General features: G+C 40.8%; 14 protein-coding genes. 12 read left to right on the top strand and 2 right to left on the bottom strand.

The features are described from left to right. The first annotated feature begins 48 nt into the window (after positions 1-48). The 12 genes from ICL16_RS31850 to ICL16_RS31795 all read left to right on the top strand — a co-directional run bounded on the left by ICL16_RS31850 (position 49) and on the right by ICL16_RS31795 (position 16,234). On the top strand, positions 49-873 hold the full coding sequence (locus tag ICL16_RS31850; protein ID WP_190835601.1) for a hypothetical protein: 825 nt from the start codon (positions 49-51) through the stop codon (positions 871-873). 73 nt (positions 874-946) lie between these two features. Continuing rightward, positions 947-1,549 carry a LysR family transcriptional regulator gene (locus ICL16_RS31845; protein ID WP_190835600.1) on the top strand — a complete coding sequence of 201 codons (603 nt, stop codon included), beginning with the start codon at positions 947-949 and terminating at the stop codon, positions 1,547-1,549. Next, positions 1,542-2,258 carry a cupin domain-containing protein gene (locus ICL16_RS31840; RefSeq protein WP_190835599.1) on the top strand — a complete coding sequence of 239 codons (717 nt, stop codon included), beginning with the start codon at positions 1,542-1,544 and terminating at the stop codon, positions 2,256-2,258. Before ICL16_RS31845 ends, ICL16_RS31840 begins: the two co-directional genes overlap by 8 nt. Positions 2,259-2,354: 96 nt before the next feature. Beyond that, on the top strand, positions 2,355-3,146 hold the full coding sequence (locus ICL16_RS31835; RefSeq protein WP_190835598.1) for an SDR family oxidoreductase: 792 nt from the start codon (positions 2,355-2,357) through the stop codon (positions 3,144-3,146). Positions 3,147-3,245: 99 nt separating this feature from the next. Further along, positions 3,246-8,150, top strand: a complete 4,905-nt coding sequence (locus tag ICL16_RS31830; protein ID WP_190835597.1) for a non-ribosomal peptide synthetase — start codon at positions 3,246-3,248, stop codon at positions 8,148-8,150. Then, positions 8,150-9,313 carry an aldo/keto reductase gene (locus ICL16_RS31825; RefSeq protein ID WP_190835596.1) on the top strand — a complete coding sequence of 388 codons (1,164 nt, stop codon included), beginning with the start codon at positions 8,150-8,152 and terminating at the stop codon, positions 9,311-9,313. The genes ICL16_RS31830 and ICL16_RS31825 overlap by 1 nt, the downstream gene beginning before the upstream one ends. Further along, positions 9,307-11,103: an ABC transporter substrate-binding protein gene (locus tag ICL16_RS31820; protein ID WP_190835595.1), complete on the top strand. Its 1,797-nt coding sequence runs from the start codon at positions 9,307-9,309 to the stop codon at positions 11,101-11,103. The genes ICL16_RS31825 and ICL16_RS31820 overlap by 7 nt, the downstream gene beginning before the upstream one ends. Before the next feature lie 252 nt (positions 11,104-11,355). Continuing rightward, positions 11,356-12,234, top strand: coding sequence for a glycosyltransferase family 2 protein (locus ICL16_RS31815; RefSeq protein ID WP_190835594.1), 879 nt, complete (start codon positions 11,356-11,358; stop codon positions 12,232-12,234). A 423-nt stretch (positions 12,235-12,657) separates the two neighbouring features. Then, positions 12,658-12,978, top strand: a complete 321-nt coding sequence (locus ICL16_RS31810) for a hypothetical protein (RefSeq protein WP_190835593.1) — start codon at positions 12,658-12,660, stop codon at positions 12,976-12,978. Beyond that, a complete protein-coding gene (locus ICL16_RS31805; protein ID WP_190835592.1) occupies positions 12,975-13,337 on the top strand; it encodes an aspartyl protease in 363 nt (120 codons plus the stop codon). Before ICL16_RS31810 ends, ICL16_RS31805 begins: the two co-directional genes overlap by 4 nt. Positions 13,338-13,343: 6 nt before the next feature. After that, positions 13,344-15,638 (top strand): DEAD/DEAH box helicase, encoded by a 2,295-nt coding sequence (locus ICL16_RS31800; RefSeq protein ID WP_190835591.1) that lies wholly within the window; start codon positions 13,344-13,346, stop codon positions 15,636-15,638. Positions 15,639-15,712: 74 nt separating this feature from the next. Further along, positions 15,713-16,234: a peptidoglycan-binding domain-containing protein gene (locus ICL16_RS31795; RefSeq protein ID WP_190835590.1), complete on the top strand. Its 522-nt coding sequence runs from the start codon at positions 15,713-15,715 to the stop codon at positions 16,232-16,234. 26 nt (positions 16,235-16,260) lie between these two features. On the opposite strand, the gene ICL16_RS31790 is transcribed toward ICL16_RS31795, so the two are convergent. Together ICL16_RS31790 and ICL16_RS48040 are read right to left on the bottom strand one after the other, a co-directional pair. Then, positions 16,261-17,478, bottom strand: a complete 1,218-nt coding sequence (locus ICL16_RS31790; RefSeq protein ID WP_475580111.1) for an ATP-binding protein — start codon at positions 17,476-17,478, stop codon at positions 16,261-16,263. After that, positions 17,417-18,049, bottom strand: coding sequence for a GAF domain-containing protein (locus ICL16_RS48040; RefSeq protein ID WP_475580109.1), 633 nt, complete (start codon positions 18,047-18,049; stop codon positions 17,417-17,419). The genes ICL16_RS31790 and ICL16_RS48040 overlap by 62 nt, the downstream gene beginning before the upstream one ends. Between the last annotated feature and the right edge of the window lie 116 nt (positions 18,050-18,165).

Below are 18,165 nucleotides of genomic sequence, written 5' to 3'. Positions count from 1 at the left end.
CAGACTCACCTTTATGTCCACTGTTTTTTATCAACCATTATATCGTTTATGAAAATCTCCAAAGCTATCGTTACGGGTTCGCTCGATCAAGAAATTTTGTTCAATGAAGTTGCTTTTAAAATGCCCTGCATTTCTTATCAGAGTATGCGGCGCTCTAACAGGGTTTTACGGGAGTTTGTACTTTACTACTTTCCGATTTATAACCTCTCAATCAATGACTTATTCCGGTTCTATCCAATTCTTAGTTTTATTGAAGCTCTTGTTTATCAAACCAATGAAGAAGTTGAAGAAGTTCAAAGTGAAGGTTCCCAAGAACTTCAAATTTCTCCTTGGAAATATAAACATAAAATTATTCTTTCTGTTCTAGATAAATTTAATCTTAAACATTTTAAAGTTGATTTTTATTTACATAAATTGGGAGACTATTTTGATTTAGAAACGAAGTTATTAACTTCTCGTAACGTGACTCTTACAATGGTTAAAAAAGCAGCAGAGTTACGTTCTTCTGACTATCGAGTTTTACATTGTACTTTGCTCAAGATGTTGGGTCTAAATTACTCACAAGACGAATTAAATGAAGAATTAAAATTGATGTGGCCTCTTGAAGTTTTAAATGATATAGAAGACGATCTGATGTCTTACTCAGAGGATGTAGCAGCTAAACAATATAATACTTACAGAATGTTTGTGAGAATGTATAGAGAAAAAGCCGCCTATTACCTGAGGAGGGAGTTGGATTATTACGAAAGTCTATTTCACGCACAGCTATCACGGTTTTCTGATTTGAAACGAGAAAAGTTCATTAAGCCTTGGAATGCCTATCGTCTCGATCATCCGGTGCCAGTCATTCCCGAACCGATTTTTGAAGATTAATATCAAGTATTGCTAATAGCTAATTGCTCATGGTTAATAACAATGAACCTAGTATATTACCCAGGCTAAAACTATGCTGAAGTTTTCGATTGAATTTAAACCCCCTATCCCACCCTCAAGAAATTTAATTGTAGGGACTTTAGGACCAAGTGGTAGTAGCAGTGACTATGTTTCAAATTATCTAGTCAACCAATTAAAAACAGAGGAATTAACTTTATCGACTCAGTTGTTTGATAGCTTTATAGATGTTAAAGAAGCTTTGCTACAAGACAAAGTGGATCACGCTCTAGTTCCTCATGCTTACGAACTGATTAATGAGTTTTATATGGAGCCCAGTTTTGAACTAGGCTTCATTTTTATATATCCTACTCCAGTTTATGGATTGGCTAAAAAGAAAAATACAGAGGTAGTTTTAGAAGGATGTAGAGTTGCTACTCATCCTGCGCCCCTACCTTTGTTGTCAAAACTATTGCCATCTCAATACCTAGCACAAATGCAAGTAGATTTGTCTCCCTCTACTAGCGATGCAGCGATTCAGGTAAACCAGGGTTTAGCCGATTTGGCTATTACTAATGAGAAGGCTGCTGAAGCCTACGATTTAGAGTTCATTTCCATCTATGGAAACATTCGTATGAGTTGGTCTATTTTTCATAAAAAATTAGCACATCATGTCTAAATTTTTTCCAAAACCACAAACTAAAAAAATTAATTCAGATGTAGAGTTAATAGCATTTCAATGTCAAGACACAGTTGTTCAATTAGCCTCTATTCCACCAGGAGCAACTTTTGAATTACATCGACATCGCGAAAGTCAAATTGGAATGCAAATCGCCGGTCGTTTGGAAATTAACATCAACGGTACTAAAGAAATTCTTGAACCGCTTCAGCAAGTTTATGTGGCTGGTTCTAATGTTCTTCATGGTTCTGTAAATCCTTTTTCAGAAACTGCATTAGCATTTGATGTGAAACGCATCACAAATTCTGAAGAAGCTGAGGAGGCTATTCTTAAAGTTTCGCCGACTCAAGATGAATTGACAGGTTTCGACTGCCAGTCTGTTGTTGGTTCTTGGTTTGAAATTGTCATCACCCAAATTCCTCCAAAGGGAATAATACCAACTCGCCAATCTGCAAGCGACACAATGGGAATAGTCCTTAATGGTCAGTTAACGATCGCAGTGGAAGAACAACAGCAGCAGTTAGAATATGGCAGTGTTTATTATGCTCCTGCTGATGTCCTTTACCAGGGGTATAATCATTGTGATGAAACAGTATCTTTGATAGAAATTTTGATTCGACCTTGCTCTCGTTTCTTACTTAAAGATACTTTTTCTCAGACAGATATGGCGCGACTAGTACAACGCGGCGGAAATAAAGCTACCATTTGAAACAGGCAAAAGCCTTAATCTGTAATAGTTTTGACTTTTGACTTTTGACTTTTGACTTTCGCGCAGCGGTGCTAGCTGCTTCGTAAAGGAATAATCATGGATTTAGGATTAACAGAGAAAGTAGCTTTAGTGACAGGAGCGAGTGCGGGTATTGGTTATGCTATTGCCCAAAAATTGGCAGCAGAAGGTTGTCAGCTAATAATTTGTGGTAGAAATTCAGAACGATTGGAACAAGCCGCTCGAGAACTGGTTAGTTCTCAAGCAATCATCACCATCTGTGCTGATGTCCAAAAGGCAAATGATTCTCAAAAATTAGTACAAGAAGCTCTCAAACAATTTGGCCAAATTGATATTTTGGTCAATAATTCAGATGGTGCTAAATTTTCTACTGCTTCGTTAGAAAATTTATCTGATGAAGATTGGGCAACTGTCTTTGAAGGCAAGTTAATGGGCTATATTCGTATGACCAATCTGGTACTCCCTAATATGAAAAATCAGAAATGGGGACGCATCATAAATATTATTGGGACATCAGGAAAAGAACCTTCTAGTCGTCTTGTTAAATCGGGGGTGGCGAATGCCGCATTAATCAACTTTACTAAAAATGTCGCCACGCAAGTTGCTAAGTCGAATGTGTTGGTTACTTCTATCAATCCAGGAATTATTGATACACCAAGACACAGAGAATATTTGGAAGTATTTGCCCAACAGGAAGGTCGCACGGTTGACTCTATCATAGAAGGAACGAATAATACTATTCCTTTAGGTCGTCGTGGTTTGTCTATGGAAGTTGCTAATTTAGTTGCTTTTCTAGCATCGGAATGTGCTAGCTATATTACGGGTGTAACTATTCCTGTAGATGGCGGATTGTCAATATCTGCTTTCTAAGGGATTTGGTAATCAAGTATTTAGTAAATTCTCAGTCTATAGCAGTTATATTTGAATCGTTCGCATAATTAATATCATCTTTTTTAAAGAAATAAAACAATGGTAACTGAGCAGAAACAAAGTAAAAGTAAAGATATTGAATTTATCTATCCCCTTTCACCTATGCAGGAGGGGATGCTCTTTCATACTCTCTATGAGCCGGAATCGAGAATATATTTCGAGCAGTTTCAATTAACTATTCATGGCAATTTAGAACCAAGTCTATTTGAACGGGCTTGGCAACTTTTGGTTGACAGACACACGGCTTTACGAACTCTTTTTGTTTGGAAGAATCGCAAACAACCTCTTCAGGTGGTGCGTAAACAGGTTAATTTACCTTGGACTAATTTAGATTGGCGTAGACGCTCTGCGGCTTGTCGTCAGACATCGCTTTCTCCACAAGAGCGGCAATCTCGTCTCAATTCTTTCTTAGATTCAGATAGAAAACAAGGTTTTGAACTTGACAAAGCTCCAATAATGCGCTTTGTATTAATTCGGGTGGCGGATGAAATTTATGAGTTTGTCTGGAGCTTTCATCACCTACTACTTGATGGCTGGAGCTGGCCGATTCTCTTCAAAGAACTCTTTGCTTTCTACGAGTCGTTAAAAAACGGTCAACAGTTGTATTTAGCCCCTACTCGCCCTTATCGAGACTACATTAATTGGTTGCAGCAGCAAGACCTAGCTGATGCGAAGGCGTTCTGGCAACAAAATCTGGAAGGTTTCACTGCGCCTACACCTTTGGCGATCGAGCCACCAGCAGGGCAGAGTCTTCATCAACAGCAAAATATCCAGGTTCGATACCGACATCTATCAGCCGAGACAACCACTACTTTAAAGTCTTTTGCTCAACAACATCATCTGACACTCGCTACCTTGGTACAAGCAGCTTGGGCGCTGCTACTGTGTCGCTACAGTGGTGAGTCTGACGTGGTTTTTGGGACTACTGTATCTGGTCGTCCCACTACTTTATCTGGTGTGGAATCGATGGTAGGGTTGTTCATTAATACTCTACCTGCACGGGTAAAAATTCCTGACACAACCGACCTGTTATCCTGGCTACAGTTGTTGCAACAAGAGTACTTAGAGCGGGAGCAGTATTCATACACTCCACTGGTAGATATTCAGGGCGTGAGTGAAATTCAAAGGAATCAACCCCTGTTTGAAAGCATTGTAGTGTTTGAAAACTATCCTGTAAATGCAACTTTGCAGCAACTTCCGGGAAACTTGAGAATAGGAGAGCTGCTTGACTTGGGGCAAACGAATTATCCTCTCACGGTGGTGGCAGTTCCTAGCTTTGAAATGACTGTAAGAATTTACTACGATCGCGATCGCTTTGATGCAGAATTCATTGACCGCATGGCTGGTCATTTCCTAACTATATTAGAGGGAATTGCCGCTCATCCTCATCGAACCCCAGGCGAGTTACCGCTACTTACTCCAGCAGAGCAAGATTTGCTTTTAGTAGAGTGGAATGCTACCTCAGCAGCGCATCCCATCAATCGTTGCATCCATCAATTATTCGAGGATCAAGTCGAAAAAACACCTCTCAACTTGGCTGTGGTATATGAAAACCAAAGATTGACTTATGAGGAGTTGAACCAGCAAGCCAACAGAATCGCGCACTACTTGCAACGCTTGGGTGTCAAACCAAATGTCCCAGTGGGCATTTGTGTGGAGCGATCAATTGAAGCGGCGATCGCCATTTTAGGAACTCTCAAAGCTGGGGGAGTTTGCGTTCCCCTCGATCCCAACTATCCGCCAGAGCGTTTAGCCTTCATGCTCAGCGATTCTCAAGCACCAGTCGTCTTAACTCAAACACGTTGTTCGTCATTGCTTGATGGCCACTTTGCTCACCATCTCATTGTGTTAGATGAAGAATGGGACAATCTTGGCAGAGAATCTGATATCAATCCTCAGATAGATGTTGAAGATACTCATCTAGCTTACATAATTTATACCTCAGGATCTACTGGAACTCCAAAAGGCACCCTTGTCCCCCATCGATCGCTCACCAATTTGATCGAACACCATCAGGCAAAGATGGCAACAGGCGTTGGTGTTCTCCAGTTTGCCTCCCTTAGTTTTGATGTCAGCTATCACGAAATATTTGTGGCATGGTGCTTCGGAGGCACGCTGTATATAATTCCAGAAAGCGATCGCAAAGATTTAGATAAATTAATTCACTTGCTCGCCAATAACCCGATTGGGAAAGTTATTTTGCCAGTTACCCTTTGGCAGCAATTAGCGGAAATATACGGGGAACAAGAACATTTATTTAACAACATTAGGGAAGCGATCGCTTGTGGCGAACAACTCCAGATTACTCAGCCAATGATTAAGCTATTTAAGCGTCTGGAAAATTGTACGCTCTATAATTTCTACGGTCCCACGGAAGCAGATTTAGTTACAGCTTATACTTTTAGCCAAAATCCAGATGAGTGGCCGATTTATCCACCGATTGGTAAGCCTGCTGTCAACGTGCAAGTTTATTTATTAGACCGCAATCTCCAACCCGTGCCGATTGGCGTTCCTGGGGAACTCTACGTTAGCGGTGCTGGTTTGGCGAGTGGCTACCTCAACCGCGTAGATTTGACAAACCAAAAGTTTATCCCCAATCCGTTTGAGGAGTCAGGAGTCAGGAGTCAGGAGTCAGGAGGCAGAAGGCTTTATAAAACAGGGGATTTGGCTCGATATCAACCGGATGGGAATATCGAATTTTTGGGACGGATAGACGATTTGGTAAAAGTCCGGGGCTTTCGCGTTGAACTGGGAGAAGTTGAAGCAGTTTTGAGCAAACATCCCCAAATTAACCAAGCAGTAGCAAAGGTGCATGGAGCAAGTGCAAGGGAAAAATATTTAGTCGCTTACTTTGTACCAATTCGAGGACAGACAGTAACCGTCGAACAACTGCGGACTTTTCTGACTGAACAACTGCCAGATTATATGATTCCATCCGCTTTTGTAGAAATGGAATCCTTCCCCTTAACACCCAATGGTAAAGTCAACCGTCGCGCTCTCAGCGAACCGACAACAAGCAGACCTGAATTAGGTCAAACATTTGTTGAACCGCGTACTCCCACAGAAGAAATTTTGGCTGGGATCTGGAGAGATGTTTTAGGGTTAGAAAAAGTTGGCATTTACGATAACTTCTTTAATTTGGGGGGACAATCTTTAAAAGCAACTCAGGTGATATCTTTGACGCGCAAAGCATTTGGGATAGAATTACCGCTGTTGAGTTTGTTTGAGTCTCCGGCGATCGCACCTTTAGCCAAAAAAATCGAAGCAGCTAGCCAGCCAGATCGGCAGGAGTTATCTTTAAAACGCTTGCCAAAGCAAGACGAGACAATACCAATTTCTTTAACCCAGCTAGAGTTGTGGTTTTTTGACCAATTCTATCCAGGTAATCCCATCTATAACCTGCCTTTGGTCTATCGCGTCACAGGTGCGATCGACGAGAAAGCATTGTTTGAGAGTTTAAGAGAAATTGTCCGGCGGCACGAGACATTGCGATCGACTTTTCAGGTTAAAAATGGACAAGTGGTTTATGCTGTTGTTAACGAACCAGTCTTTGACTTTTCCGTCATTGATCTCCAGCACATAAGCGAAACTGAGCGCGAAACTGAAGTTACAAAACTGGCTGAGAAGGAAATTAAGCAGCCTTTCGATTTGGCACGAGGACCATTATTGCGAAGCAAGCTTTGGCGCTTGAATGAACAAGAGTATTTATTCGTTGCCGTCACACACCATATTGTTGCTGACGGTTGGTCTTTTAGTATTTTAACTCAAGAACTGGCAACCCTTTACGAAGCTTTTTGTCAGGGTAAGCCGTCGCCGCTGCCAGAGTTACCCATCCAATATGCCGACTTTGCTCAATGGCAGCGGCAGTGGTTACAAGGGCAAGTTTTAGAATCTCAGCTTCAGTTTTGGAAAAAGCATTTAGGCATTAGTCCACCTGTATTGAAGCTACCAAGCGATCGTCCGCGTCCACCAGTGCGAACCTTTGAAAGTGCAGGTCAATCAGTAGTTCTCTCCAAGAAGTTAACCGATGCGCTCAAGGTGCTGAGTCAACAGGAAGGCGTAACCCTGTTTATGACCTTGTTGGCAGCATTCAAGACATTACTCTTCGCTTATACAAGACAGGAAGATATCATTGTCAGCAGTGCGCTTGCCAATCGCACCAGAGTGGAAACTGAGAAACTGATTGGTTTCTTTGTCAATTTACTGCCATTTTGTACCAACTTAGGAGGAAATCCCAGCTTTCGGGAATTACTCAGCCGAGTACGTGAGGTAGCTTTGGGTGTCTACGCTCATCAAGAAATGCCCCTGATCAAGCTAGTAGAAGAACTCCAGCCAGTGAGAGATCCTAGTTACACATTACTAAATCAAGTAATGTTTGTCTTTCAAAATACTCCAGAAGATAATTTAGAATTTTCAAATCTAATTTTGAAAGAGCAGTTTATTGCCAAAGATACAAAGGATACCGCCGAGTTTGATTTAGAGTTAACACTCGAAGAAACATCAACAGGTATTGACGGCTTGCTTGTATACAGAACTGATTTATTTGAAGCTGCCACTATTACCAAGATGGTCGAGAATTTTCAGACATTGCTGGAAACAATAACGACCAATCCTAACCGACATATTGCTGAACTTATCTCAAAATATGAACCTCGAATACCAATTCAAAATGCTGCATTCCCAATATTGAAGGGCTTTGTTGCACCTCAAAATCCTATCGAAGAAGTTGTTTTAGATATCTGGAAAGATATTTTAGGGCTAGAGCAGATTGGTACTCAAGACAACTTTTTTGAACTAGGAGGACATTCTTCTCAAGCTCTTCAAGTTATATGCAAACTACAGTCAGCTTTCCAAGTAGATATTCCTTTAGTCTACCTGTTTGAGAAACCTACTGTAGTTCAGCTAGCAGAAGCCATTTCAGTAGGAATCAAAACACCTTTATAATGCAATATCGTAGATTTGGGCGTACAGAATTGGCGATGCCAGTCTTTTCTTGCGGTGGTATGCGCTATCAGTATACTGAGTATGAGGAGCTTGCTCAAGAAAAAATTCCCGATGAAAATCAACGGAATTTAGAAGTTACTATTCACCGTTCTTTAGAAGTTGGTATAAATCACATCGAAACTGCCCGAATGTATGGGACTTCTGAGATGCAATTAGGAGCTATTTTACCTAAGTTGCCTAGAGAAAAAATTATTGTGCAGACTAAGGTTGCTCCTACACCTGCTCCAGAAGACTTTCGCCGTTTGTGCGAGAAATCTTTGGCTTTATTAAAGCTAGATTACATTGACTTACTAGCACTGCATGGCATTAATAGTGACCAACAACTCGAATATAGCATTTGTCCCGATGGCTGTCTTGATGTAGCGCGACAGTTGCAAGCTGAGGGGAAGGTAAAGTTTATTGGCTTTTCTACCCACGCTCCCACAGACTTAATTATCAAAACTATTGAAACCAATCAATTTGATTATGTTAACCTACACTGGTACTACATTAATCAATTCAACTGGTTAGCAATTGAAGCAGCCACACGTCATGACATGGGGGTGTTTATCATTAGCCCATCAGATAAAGGCGGTATGCTCTACAAACCTCCACAAAAGTTAGTGGAATTGTGCTACCCTCTCAGCCCGATGGTGTTTAACGATCTATTTTGTTTGCGCCATCCCCAAGTGCATACCTTAAGCTTGGGTGCATCCAAACCATCAGATTTTGATGAACATTTGAAGGTTATAGAACTTTTAGATCGAGCGGATGAAATTTTACCGCCAATTTTAAACCGTTTGGAAAAAGAAGCGATCGCCACACTAGGCGAAGACTGGTATAATACTTGGCACATTGGTTTACCCACTTATCAAGAAACCCCTGGTCAAATTAATATTCCAATTATTTTATGGTTGCGAAATTTAGCACTAGCCTATGATATGTTTGAATATGCCATAAGGCGTTACAACCACTTATACAATGCAGATCCCTGGTTTCCTGGTTGCACAGCAGAGCGAGTTAGAGAATTTGATCTGAGCCATTGTCTGCGTCATAGTCCCCATGCTGACAAAATACCAGCTTTATTAGAAGATGCCCATAGGTTGTTAGTTTCAGGATGTTGAACGATAAGTTAATTAAAATATTTAAAAACTTTACTTTTATTCGTCATCTTTGGTTAATAATTTTGCTATTGACAACAGCGATCATATTGATTAGCTATAATCAAGTTAATTTAAAAATCAAAGCAACACCAGTATCTCAAATTGTTGTCACTTTTGGGACAGAACCAACGACTTTTAATCCGGCTTTAATTGTAGAATCAGTTGATATTTTGAACTTCACCTATGAAGGGCTAGTAAAAGAAAATGCACGCGGAGAAATTGAACCGAACCTTGCCGAATCTTGGCAAATTTCTCAAGATAATAAACAAGTAATTTACACTCTCAGGAAAGGGCTAAAATGGTCAGATGGAAAGCCCCTAACTGCTTCAGATGTAGTTTTTACTTACAATGAAATTTACCGGAATCCAGCCATTCCTACATATGCTAAAGATTTCTTCTTAATTGGTAAAAATCGCACCTTCCCCACTGTGCGAAAACTTGATGACTTGCGAGTTGAATTTACATTACCTGAACCATTTGCCCCATTTATTCGGGCGACAAAACTAGAAATTTTACCGGAACATGCTTTCCGTGAAGCAGTCAAAACAAAAGACCAAGAAGGCAAACCTAAATTTCTCTCTACTTGGGGAACTGATACTCCGCCAGAAAACATTATTGTTAACGGTCCTTATACGATAGAATCTTATATTCCGAGCCAGCGGGTAACGTTCCGAAAAAATCCTTATTATTGGCGTAAAGATGCTCAAGGCAATTCGCAGCCTTATATTCAACGAGTGATTGGGCAAATTATTGCAAGTCTTGATACCTCTTTAATGCAATTTCGCTCTGGAGGATTGGATTACATCAACGTGAATACTGATTATTTTTCATTATTAAAACATGAAGAAAAAAAAGGTAAATTTACCATCTACAATGGCGGTCTTTTTGTAGGGTCAACTGCTATTACTTTTAATCTCAATAAAGGCAGTAGGAATAGTCAACCACTGGTCGATCCCATTAAGTCTCGTTGGTTCAATACAGTGGAATTTAGACAAGCAGTTGCCTATGGAATTAATCGCCAACAAATACTCAACAATATCTATAAGGGATTGGGTGAACTGCAAAATTCGCCAATTGCTGTACAGAGCAAATATTATCTCCCTGTGCAAGCTGGTTTAAAGGTCTATGAATACAATCAAAAGAAAGCGAAAGAATTACTTCTAAAAGCAGGTTTTAAATACAACAATAAAGGTCAGTTATTAGACGATAGAGGAAATATGGTGCGTTTTACTCTAATGACGAATACTGACAACAAGATATTACTGGCGATGGGGGTAAACATAAAACAAGATTTGAGTAATCTTGGCATAGCTGTTGATTTCAATCCCGTAGCTACTAGCGTTTTCATAGACAAACTGACTCGAACTTTCGATTGGGAGTGTAAATTGCTTGAAGTTGCTGTGAGTGAGGAACCGAATGATTGGGCTAATGTTTGGTTGCCTGAAGCTGGTTGGCACTTTTTTAATCAAGAATCCCAAGCAGGACAAACGCCGATAACAGGGCGACAGGTAGCAGATTGGGAACAGAAAATTGGTGATTTATACATTCAGGTAGCCTCTGAACTGAATGAAGCAAAGCGCAAAGATATCTATGCAGAAACTCAACGAATTACTCAGGAGTATCTACCGTTTATCTATCTAGTTAACCCTTTATCAATGGTGGCAGTACGAAATCGTATCCAAGGTATTCAACACTCCGCCTTACTAGGAACATTTTGGAACTCTTATGACCTGAAACTGACTGACGAGTAACTAAAGAGGAAATCGTTTGTATGCAAATTCCTATCATTGTGATGGAGTTTTTCACAGTTTGTCACGAAAGCTACCTGGTTTCGGGCTTAACGAACCATGTTGCTTTCTTGCGTGAGTTATAACTTACGCAAGAATTTGCTCAAATGTCATCAGCGATGCTAAAATGCTACAAACTCCAATAGACCATCTTCTAAGAAATACGGTCAAACGGTAGAGAGAGTTCATAAAAATTACTAGCAGGTATATGAAAATATGAAAGCACCAGTTGTTCTGTTCATCTTCAACCGACCAGATACCACTGAAAAAGTATTTCAAGCAATTCGCAAAGCAAAACCAGCAAAGCTGTTGGTAGTTGCTGATGGTCCTCGCTTAGAGCGTCAAGGTGAATTAGAGCGATGTGAGGCTGCGCGTGCAATTATCGAACAGGTTGACTGGGATTGTGAGGTTCTGAAAAATTATTCTGATATCAATCTAGGTTGCCATCAGCGAATACCAAGTGGTCTAAACTGGGTTTTCAATACTTTTGAAGAAGCCATTATCCTTGAAGATGATTGTCTACCTCATCCAATTTTTTTTCAGTTTTGTGAAGAATTGCTAACGTTTTACCGAGAGCAAGAGCAGATAATGCATATAGCAGGTTTCAATGTGAAACCTCAACCTGGCATGAAAGAAAGCTTCTATGTATCAAGAATAGGCTTGTGTTGGGGTTGGGCAACTTGGCGGAGAGCATGGGCGTCCTACGATCCGGAAATGAAAAGTTGGCAAACATACAAAATAAAATCCGATCTTCAGTATTTTGGTAAGCAGAGCCGAAATGTTTATAAATCCTTTGAATATGCCGCCACGGGTAGCGTCAGTTGCTGGGACGTTAAATGGGGTTTTAGTCGTGCAGTTAACCAAGGCTTATCTTTGATTCCGAAAACAAACTTAATCCAAAATATTGGATTTAGAGAAGATGCAACTCATACGACACAGGACATTAGCCATATCACCTCCGTACCAGTTGAAGGAATCAACTTACCGTTAGTAAAACCACACAGTCTAATACCAAACAGAGAATTGGATGAAGAGTATCTTGAGTTGCTTTATCAAGACGATGCCATTGACAATGGCTTGCCAGCAGACAAGTAGCTTTGGGTCGTTAGCAAGGCAATATGTTCTTGAATTGCTCATGGTAGAGCATGTGTTTTCTCGAAGCAACAACAATCGCAGTCGTAAAGAATGCAAAACAAAATTAAAGATAGGGACTTCCAGAAAATAAAATATCAAAAACTATTATTATAATCTGATAATCCCAAAGGTAAATCTACTCTTAATGCGCTTGTACTCATTGTTATACCGCCCAATTTACTCTACATTATAAGCCTAATCTAATCGATGAACGATCGCTCAAACGAAATCGTTTCTCTACTCTGTCAAACACATTAAATTCTTAGTAAATTTCACGGTTTCTAAAAGCAACTAGCAATGTTAATTACTTTTTCTAAAAAAATCTATATTTTGTATTATATTTAAGATAATATAATAATTTGACTAACAAGTGGGGATCGTAAGATGACTGAAGCAATACCACAAAAACCTGCACGTCGTCGGGGCAGAATATTTCCCGAACGCACTTTGCCACCAGAAGAATTAGCTAGGCGCAAAGCTGAACGAGACGCATTTCATCAACGTTGTCGGGCAATTTTTGAAAGAGTGCGTCCCGAATGGATAGAGAAACACTATGGTTGGTATATTGCTGTTGAGCCGTATAGCGGTGATTATTTTATTGATGAAGATAAGGAAGTTGCAAGCCTTAAAGCTCGCGAGAAGCACCCAAATGCTGTTCACTGTATGTTCTGCTTAAATGAAACTGGAGCCACGGGCAGAATATGATACAGGGTACATTTGGTGAGAGGGGTAAGCTATTTTTTGAAATTGATTTGATAACTGCTGATGGATTAAATTTGCCTGTGGATACTATGTTGGATACTGGTTTCACAGGCTTTATAGCAATTAATAAACAAGACTTAGATGCGCTTGACTGGGATTTTATTCGTGAGGAAGAATTGCTAACGGCACAGGGAGACAGTACTTTTGATCTTTATTTAGGCAAGGTTTTATTAGCTGGAATTGAGTATGAGATTCCTGTTATTGCGGGGGACGCAATTGAAGAAGTATTGCTGGGTTCAGAGTGGCTTAAGATTCTACCATTGGTGGTGAATTATCAAGCTGGAATACTAACGTTGGGCTAACCAAGTATGAGTGATGTCTACAACAAGAGCAAAGCCCAAGGCGCATTTTTCCGACTTGCCCCTTTTATTCAAGAATATATTTACAATCACAACTGGACTGAATTACGACCAGTTCAAACTGAGGCTTGCAAGGTAATTTTTGATACTGATGAACATCTGCTAATTGCGGCTGGCACTGCTTCAGGAAAAACGGAAGCGGCTTTTCTACCTATTTTGACACTATTACATGAAAATCCTGCCTCTTCTATCGGTGTGTTGTATATTGGACCGATTAAGGCTTTAATTAATGACCAGTTTGAACGTCTTAATGATTTGCTGAAAGAGGCAGATATTCCGGTTTGGCATTGGCATGGTGATGTTTCTCAAAGTCATAAAAATAAGTTGCTGAAGAATCCGCGTGGTGTTCTGCAAATTACTCCGGAGTCTTTGGAGAGTTTGTTGATTAATAAGAATCACGATCTTTTACGTCTGTTTGGTGATTTAAGGTTTGTTGTTATTGATGAAATTCACGTTTTTATGGGTTCGGAGCGGGGTTGTCAGATTCTTTGTCAGTTGGGGCGGTTGGCGAGTCTGACTCGGGTACATCCTCGTCGTGTTGGTTTGTCGGCTACTCTTGGTGATTATTCTTTGGCTGAGGTGTGGTTGGGTTCGGGGACTGATAAAGGGGTGATTACGCCAAGGGTTGAGGTGGGGCAACGGCGGGTTAAGTTGGGGGTGGAGTTTTTTGTTTTGAACCGCCTTCCCTTCGGGACGCTCCGCGAACGCGCAGCGTCTCGCAGAGAAGACGCCAAGAGCGCCAAGGGAAGAGGGGAGGGGAGGGAGGATTATGAGCGGTATATTTTTGATGTTTGTGGGGCTGGGAAGTGTTTGATTTTTGCTAATAGTAAGTCTGAGGCTGAGTCTGTGGTTGCTGGTTTGCGTGGGCTTGCTGCGGATGAGGGGGCTGAGGATGTTTTTTATGTGCATCATGGTAGTGTTTCTGCTTCTTTGCGTCGAGCAGCGGAGATGGCTATGCGTGAACCTGGTGTGCCTGCTGTTGTTGCGGCGACGATGACTTTGGAGTTGGGTGTGGATATTGGTTTTTTGGAGCGGGTGGTTCAGTTGGAGGCTCCTCTTTCTGTGGCTAGTTTTTTGCAGCGGTTGGGGCGTGCGGGGAGAAGGGGTGAGGCTGCTGATATGCGGTTTGTTTGTGGTGAGGATGAGCCAAGGCTTGAGGCTTCTCTACCTGAGCTAGTTCCTTGGCAACTTTTGCAGTGTATTGCGATTATTCAACTTTATTTGGAGGAGCGTTGGATTGAGCCTTCTGTGCCTCCTCGACATCCTTTTAGTTTGTTGTATCAACAAACTATGAGTATTTTGGCGGCGGCGGGAGAGATGAAGGTTGCTGTTCTTGCTCGACAGGTTTTAAGTTTGCCTTCTTTTGCTGCTGTTTCTCAAGATGATTTTAAGTTGTTGCTACGTTATTTGATTGATATTCAACATATTGACCGGACGGATAAGGGTAATTTAATTATTGGTTTGGCTGGGGAGAAGGTGGTTGGTAATTTTAATTTTTATGCTGTTTTTTCGGCTAATCAGGAATATGTTGTGAAGCAAGGAAGTACGGAAATTGGTAGTGTTATGACACCAGTTTCTGTGGGTAGTCAGTTTGCTTTGTCTGGGAGAAGTTGGCAGGTTTTGGAAGTTGATTTTAAGAAAAAGATTATTTTGGTACAGCCTGGGGAAGGTACGACGGCTAATATTTATTGGCGTGGTGGTACTGGTAATATTCATACAAAGGTTCTGCAAAGAATGCGGCAGGTGTTATTTGAGGATGTTGAGTATGGCTATTTGCAGAAGAATGCTTTGCAACGTTTGCAGTCAGTTCGTCAATTGACACGCAATGCTGGGTTGGATAAACACAATATAGTTTTATTGGAAAAAGGTAAGTGCTGTATTTTTCCTTGGATGGGTACTGTAGCTTATCGTACTTTGGAAAGATTGCTTAACTGTTTTTGTCGTGAGTCTTTGGAGATTCACAGTATTGGCGGTGTTAATCCCTATTTTTTGACTCTTAAGTTAGCGAAGGATAAATTTCAATATATTTATCCGGAAATTGTTTCTTTATCTGAGCAAAGAATTACCGCAGAACATTTAGTTAGTAGTTCTGAACCGCTGGAATTACAAAAGTACGATGAGTTTATTCCTCATCCGCTTTTACGCAAGGCTTTTGCTCACGATTATTTAGATATGCCGGAACTAAGGCAGCAAGTAGCTCTTTGGCAAAGATCCCCGACTTCGCAGAAGTTGTCGGGGATCTGATTTCTCAAGTTTTTTGCGGAATCGGAGAGTTAACTGATGATTCTAGAGATAGAAACAAACAAGGATTACAAATTATGACATCTACAACCGATTCATCCAACTTTGCTGCACAACTTAATAAGCCAGTTCTGAAAGAGGGTTCTAGAGGTGAAGCAGTTAAAGAGCTACAAAAACTGTTATTGAAATATGGTGCTTTTGTATACTTAGGTAGTAATGGTGCTTGTGTATTTCCCGGTGAAGAAGTAATTGATGGGATATTTGGTCTAAGAACAACAAAAGCTGTTAAAATTTTTGAGAGCAAGATGTTTTTGCCACAAGATGGAATTGTTGAAGATAGAACTTGGCGATCGCTCTACAAAGGTGCGCCAGTAGATATGCCCATTCTCAAAAAAGGTAGCAAAGGAGAACTGATTAAAAGAATTCAGGAAAGACTTGCAGTTGGTGACTATTATAATGGTGCAATTGATGGAGACTTTGGTAGTCGTACCGAAACAGCAGTCAAAGGTTTGCAAACACGTACTGGCTTACCTGTAGATGGTGTAATTGGCGATCGCACTTGGTTTGAATTGAGCAAGATTAACACTGTTTTTTGTTAAAACTACTTGACATTTTTACCGATTATTTAATTACGAATTATTGCAGCCCCAAATTGTTTGAGTGGAATGTCAATGAGAAACTCAGCGCCTTCACCAGGTTGAGAAATACACAGTAATTTGCCGCCGTGCTTTTCGACAATTTGGTAACTAATTGAGAGTCCTAAACCTGTCCCTTGCCCTACAGGCTTGGTTGTGAAAAAAGGATCGAACAGCCTAGCCTGTACCTCTTGATTCATGCCAACTCCATTATCTTGAATGGAAATTTGCACTTGTTCGCCTCCTACCAGTTGTGTCCTAATCTTAATACTGGGATTGTATTTCTCACCTTGTTTAGCTGATTGACGGCACGACTCTTCTATGGCGTTGATCGCATTTGCCAATAAGTTCATCAGCACTTGATTAAGTTGTCCGGCGAAACACTCTACTTGAGGTAATTCGCCGTACTCCTTAACAACTTTAATACCTGAATGCAATGAATTGGGTTTAAAACGATGCTGCAATATTAGCAGAGTGCTATCAATACCTTCATGAATATTAACCGCTTTGACTTCGGCTTGATCCAAACGAGAGAAATTTCGTAAGGAAAGAACAATTTCACGAATGCGCTCTGCCTCTAGTTTAAGTAAGGAAAACAGTTTAGGCAAATCTTCAGCAATGAATTCTAAATCTGCTAATTTAGCGCGTTTTTGAATTTCCGGTTCAGGTTCAGGATAGTAGTGTTGATAGAGATTGAGCATCTCAATCAAGTTCTGCGTGTACTCATCAATATGGGAAAGATTGCCATAGATGAAATTGACAGGATTGTTGATTTCGTGTGCCACTCCTGCTACTAGTTGTCCCAAACTCGACATCTTTTCACTATGAATTAGATGTGCTTGAGTTTGGCGCAAATGATCCAGTGCTTGAGAAAGTTGTGTGGCTTGTTGTTGTGTATGCTTAAGCAGTACCGCGTGTTGTAAGGCAACTCCTAACTGAGTAGCGATTTGTGTTAAAAACTCTACTTCCAAAGCTTCCCAATGCCGACTACCTGAGTGTTGATATGCCCCCAGTAAGCCCCATAACTCCTGCCCCACAAAAATTGGCGCAATCATGAATGCTCGGACATGAAATTGTTCGAGGATATCAATGTGGCACTGGGTAAATCCCATACTGTAGACATCATCGACTACAAAGCTTTCATTATTACGATAGCGTCCACCTTGGCTTTCCTGTAAGTAGGTGAATAAATAATAATTCTTGCTCACTTACCACCCGTGGTTCAAAATGGTGCGACACCAACAGTCCCCACAATTGAGATGATTGCTGCAAAGAAGGTAACGAATCTTTGCCGGTTTCCTTGCTTTCTAAAACGATTGGCACTACAACTGAGGATTTCACTCCCATTGCTGTCAAATATTCTACATGGCAAGGATCGACAGGACGATAGCGAATATCTTGCTGGTTGAGTGGTTCACCTGTTTCCAAGGAATTAAGAGGACTGATGCCAATTTCATGTGTTGTCAAATCTACTACAGAGCGCTGACGTGCTCGGACAAACAATTCACGGGCATAGGGCGGAATGTCATCTGCGGGAAAATTCAGCCCAAGCAGGGGAGGTAGCCGATCAGGCTGAATCGATTCGGCAATTACTAACCCATGTCCATCAGGTTGAAACTGGTAAATTTTGACGCGATCAGTACCAAGGAATGCGCGTACTTCTGCTACCGTTGCCGACAAAATCTCTTGCAATTCCAACGATTGCCGGATGCGATTGGCAATCCGGTGCAAGAAAATTTCCTGAGTTAGACTTACCTGCTTCGGTAGCGAATTCTCCATAAACTGCACTACGATTTAACGAGATCCCTGGTTTTGACTTCGGGTCTTCAGATTAATTGGTGATAAGTTTATCTAATATATAAAAGAAATTTTTCCGTGACTTTAAGCCAGATTGC

This window comes from Iningainema tapete BLCC-T55, from assembly GCF_014698965.1.
Lineage (GTDB): Bacteria > Cyanobacteriota > Cyanobacteriia > Cyanobacteriales > Nostocaceae > Iningainema > Iningainema tapete.
This window is presented reverse-complemented; position numbering and strand designations above follow the sequence as displayed.

Bases quoted from the DNA above. Each gene is read 5' to 3' on its own strand.
- ICL16_RS31820 (WP_190835595.1), top strand. From the start codon at position 9,307: ATGTTGAACGATAAGTTAATTAAAATATTTAAAAACTTTACTTTTATT.
- ICL16_RS31810 (WP_190835593.1), top strand. From the start codon at position 12,658: ATGACTGAAGCAATACCACAAAAACCTGCACGTCGTCGGGGCAGAATA.
- ICL16_RS31840 (WP_190835599.1), top strand. From the start codon at position 1,542: ATGTCTAAATTTTTTCCAAAACCACAAACTAAAAAAATTAATTCAGAT.
- ICL16_RS31825 (WP_190835596.1), top strand. From the start codon at position 8,150: ATGCAATATCGTAGATTTGGGCGTACAGAATTGGCGATGCCAGTCTTT.
- ICL16_RS48040 (WP_475580109.1), bottom strand. From the start codon at position 18,049: ATGGAGAATTCGCTACCGAAGCAGGTAAGTCTAACTCAGGAAATTTTC.
- ICL16_RS31835 (WP_190835598.1), top strand. From the start codon at position 2,355: ATGGATTTAGGATTAACAGAGAAAGTAGCTTTAGTGACAGGAGCGAGT.
- ICL16_RS31795 (WP_190835590.1), top strand. From the start codon at position 15,713: ATGACATCTACAACCGATTCATCCAACTTTGCTGCACAACTTAATAAG.
- ICL16_RS31850 (WP_190835601.1), top strand. From the start codon at position 49: ATGAAAATCTCCAAAGCTATCGTTACGGGTTCGCTCGATCAAGAAATT.
- ICL16_RS31815 (WP_190835594.1), top strand. From the start codon at position 11,356: ATGAAAGCACCAGTTGTTCTGTTCATCTTCAACCGACCAGATACCACT.
- ICL16_RS31845 (WP_190835600.1), top strand. From the start codon at position 947: ATGCTGAAGTTTTCGATTGAATTTAAACCCCCTATCCCACCCTCAAGA.
- ICL16_RS31805 (WP_190835592.1), top strand. From the start codon at position 12,975: ATGATACAGGGTACATTTGGTGAGAGGGGTAAGCTATTTTTTGAAATT.
- ICL16_RS31830 (WP_190835597.1), top strand. From the start codon at position 3,246: ATGGTAACTGAGCAGAAACAAAGTAAAAGTAAAGATATTGAATTTATC.
- ICL16_RS31800 (WP_190835591.1), top strand. From the start codon at position 13,344: ATGAGTGATGTCTACAACAAGAGCAAAGCCCAAGGCGCATTTTTCCGA.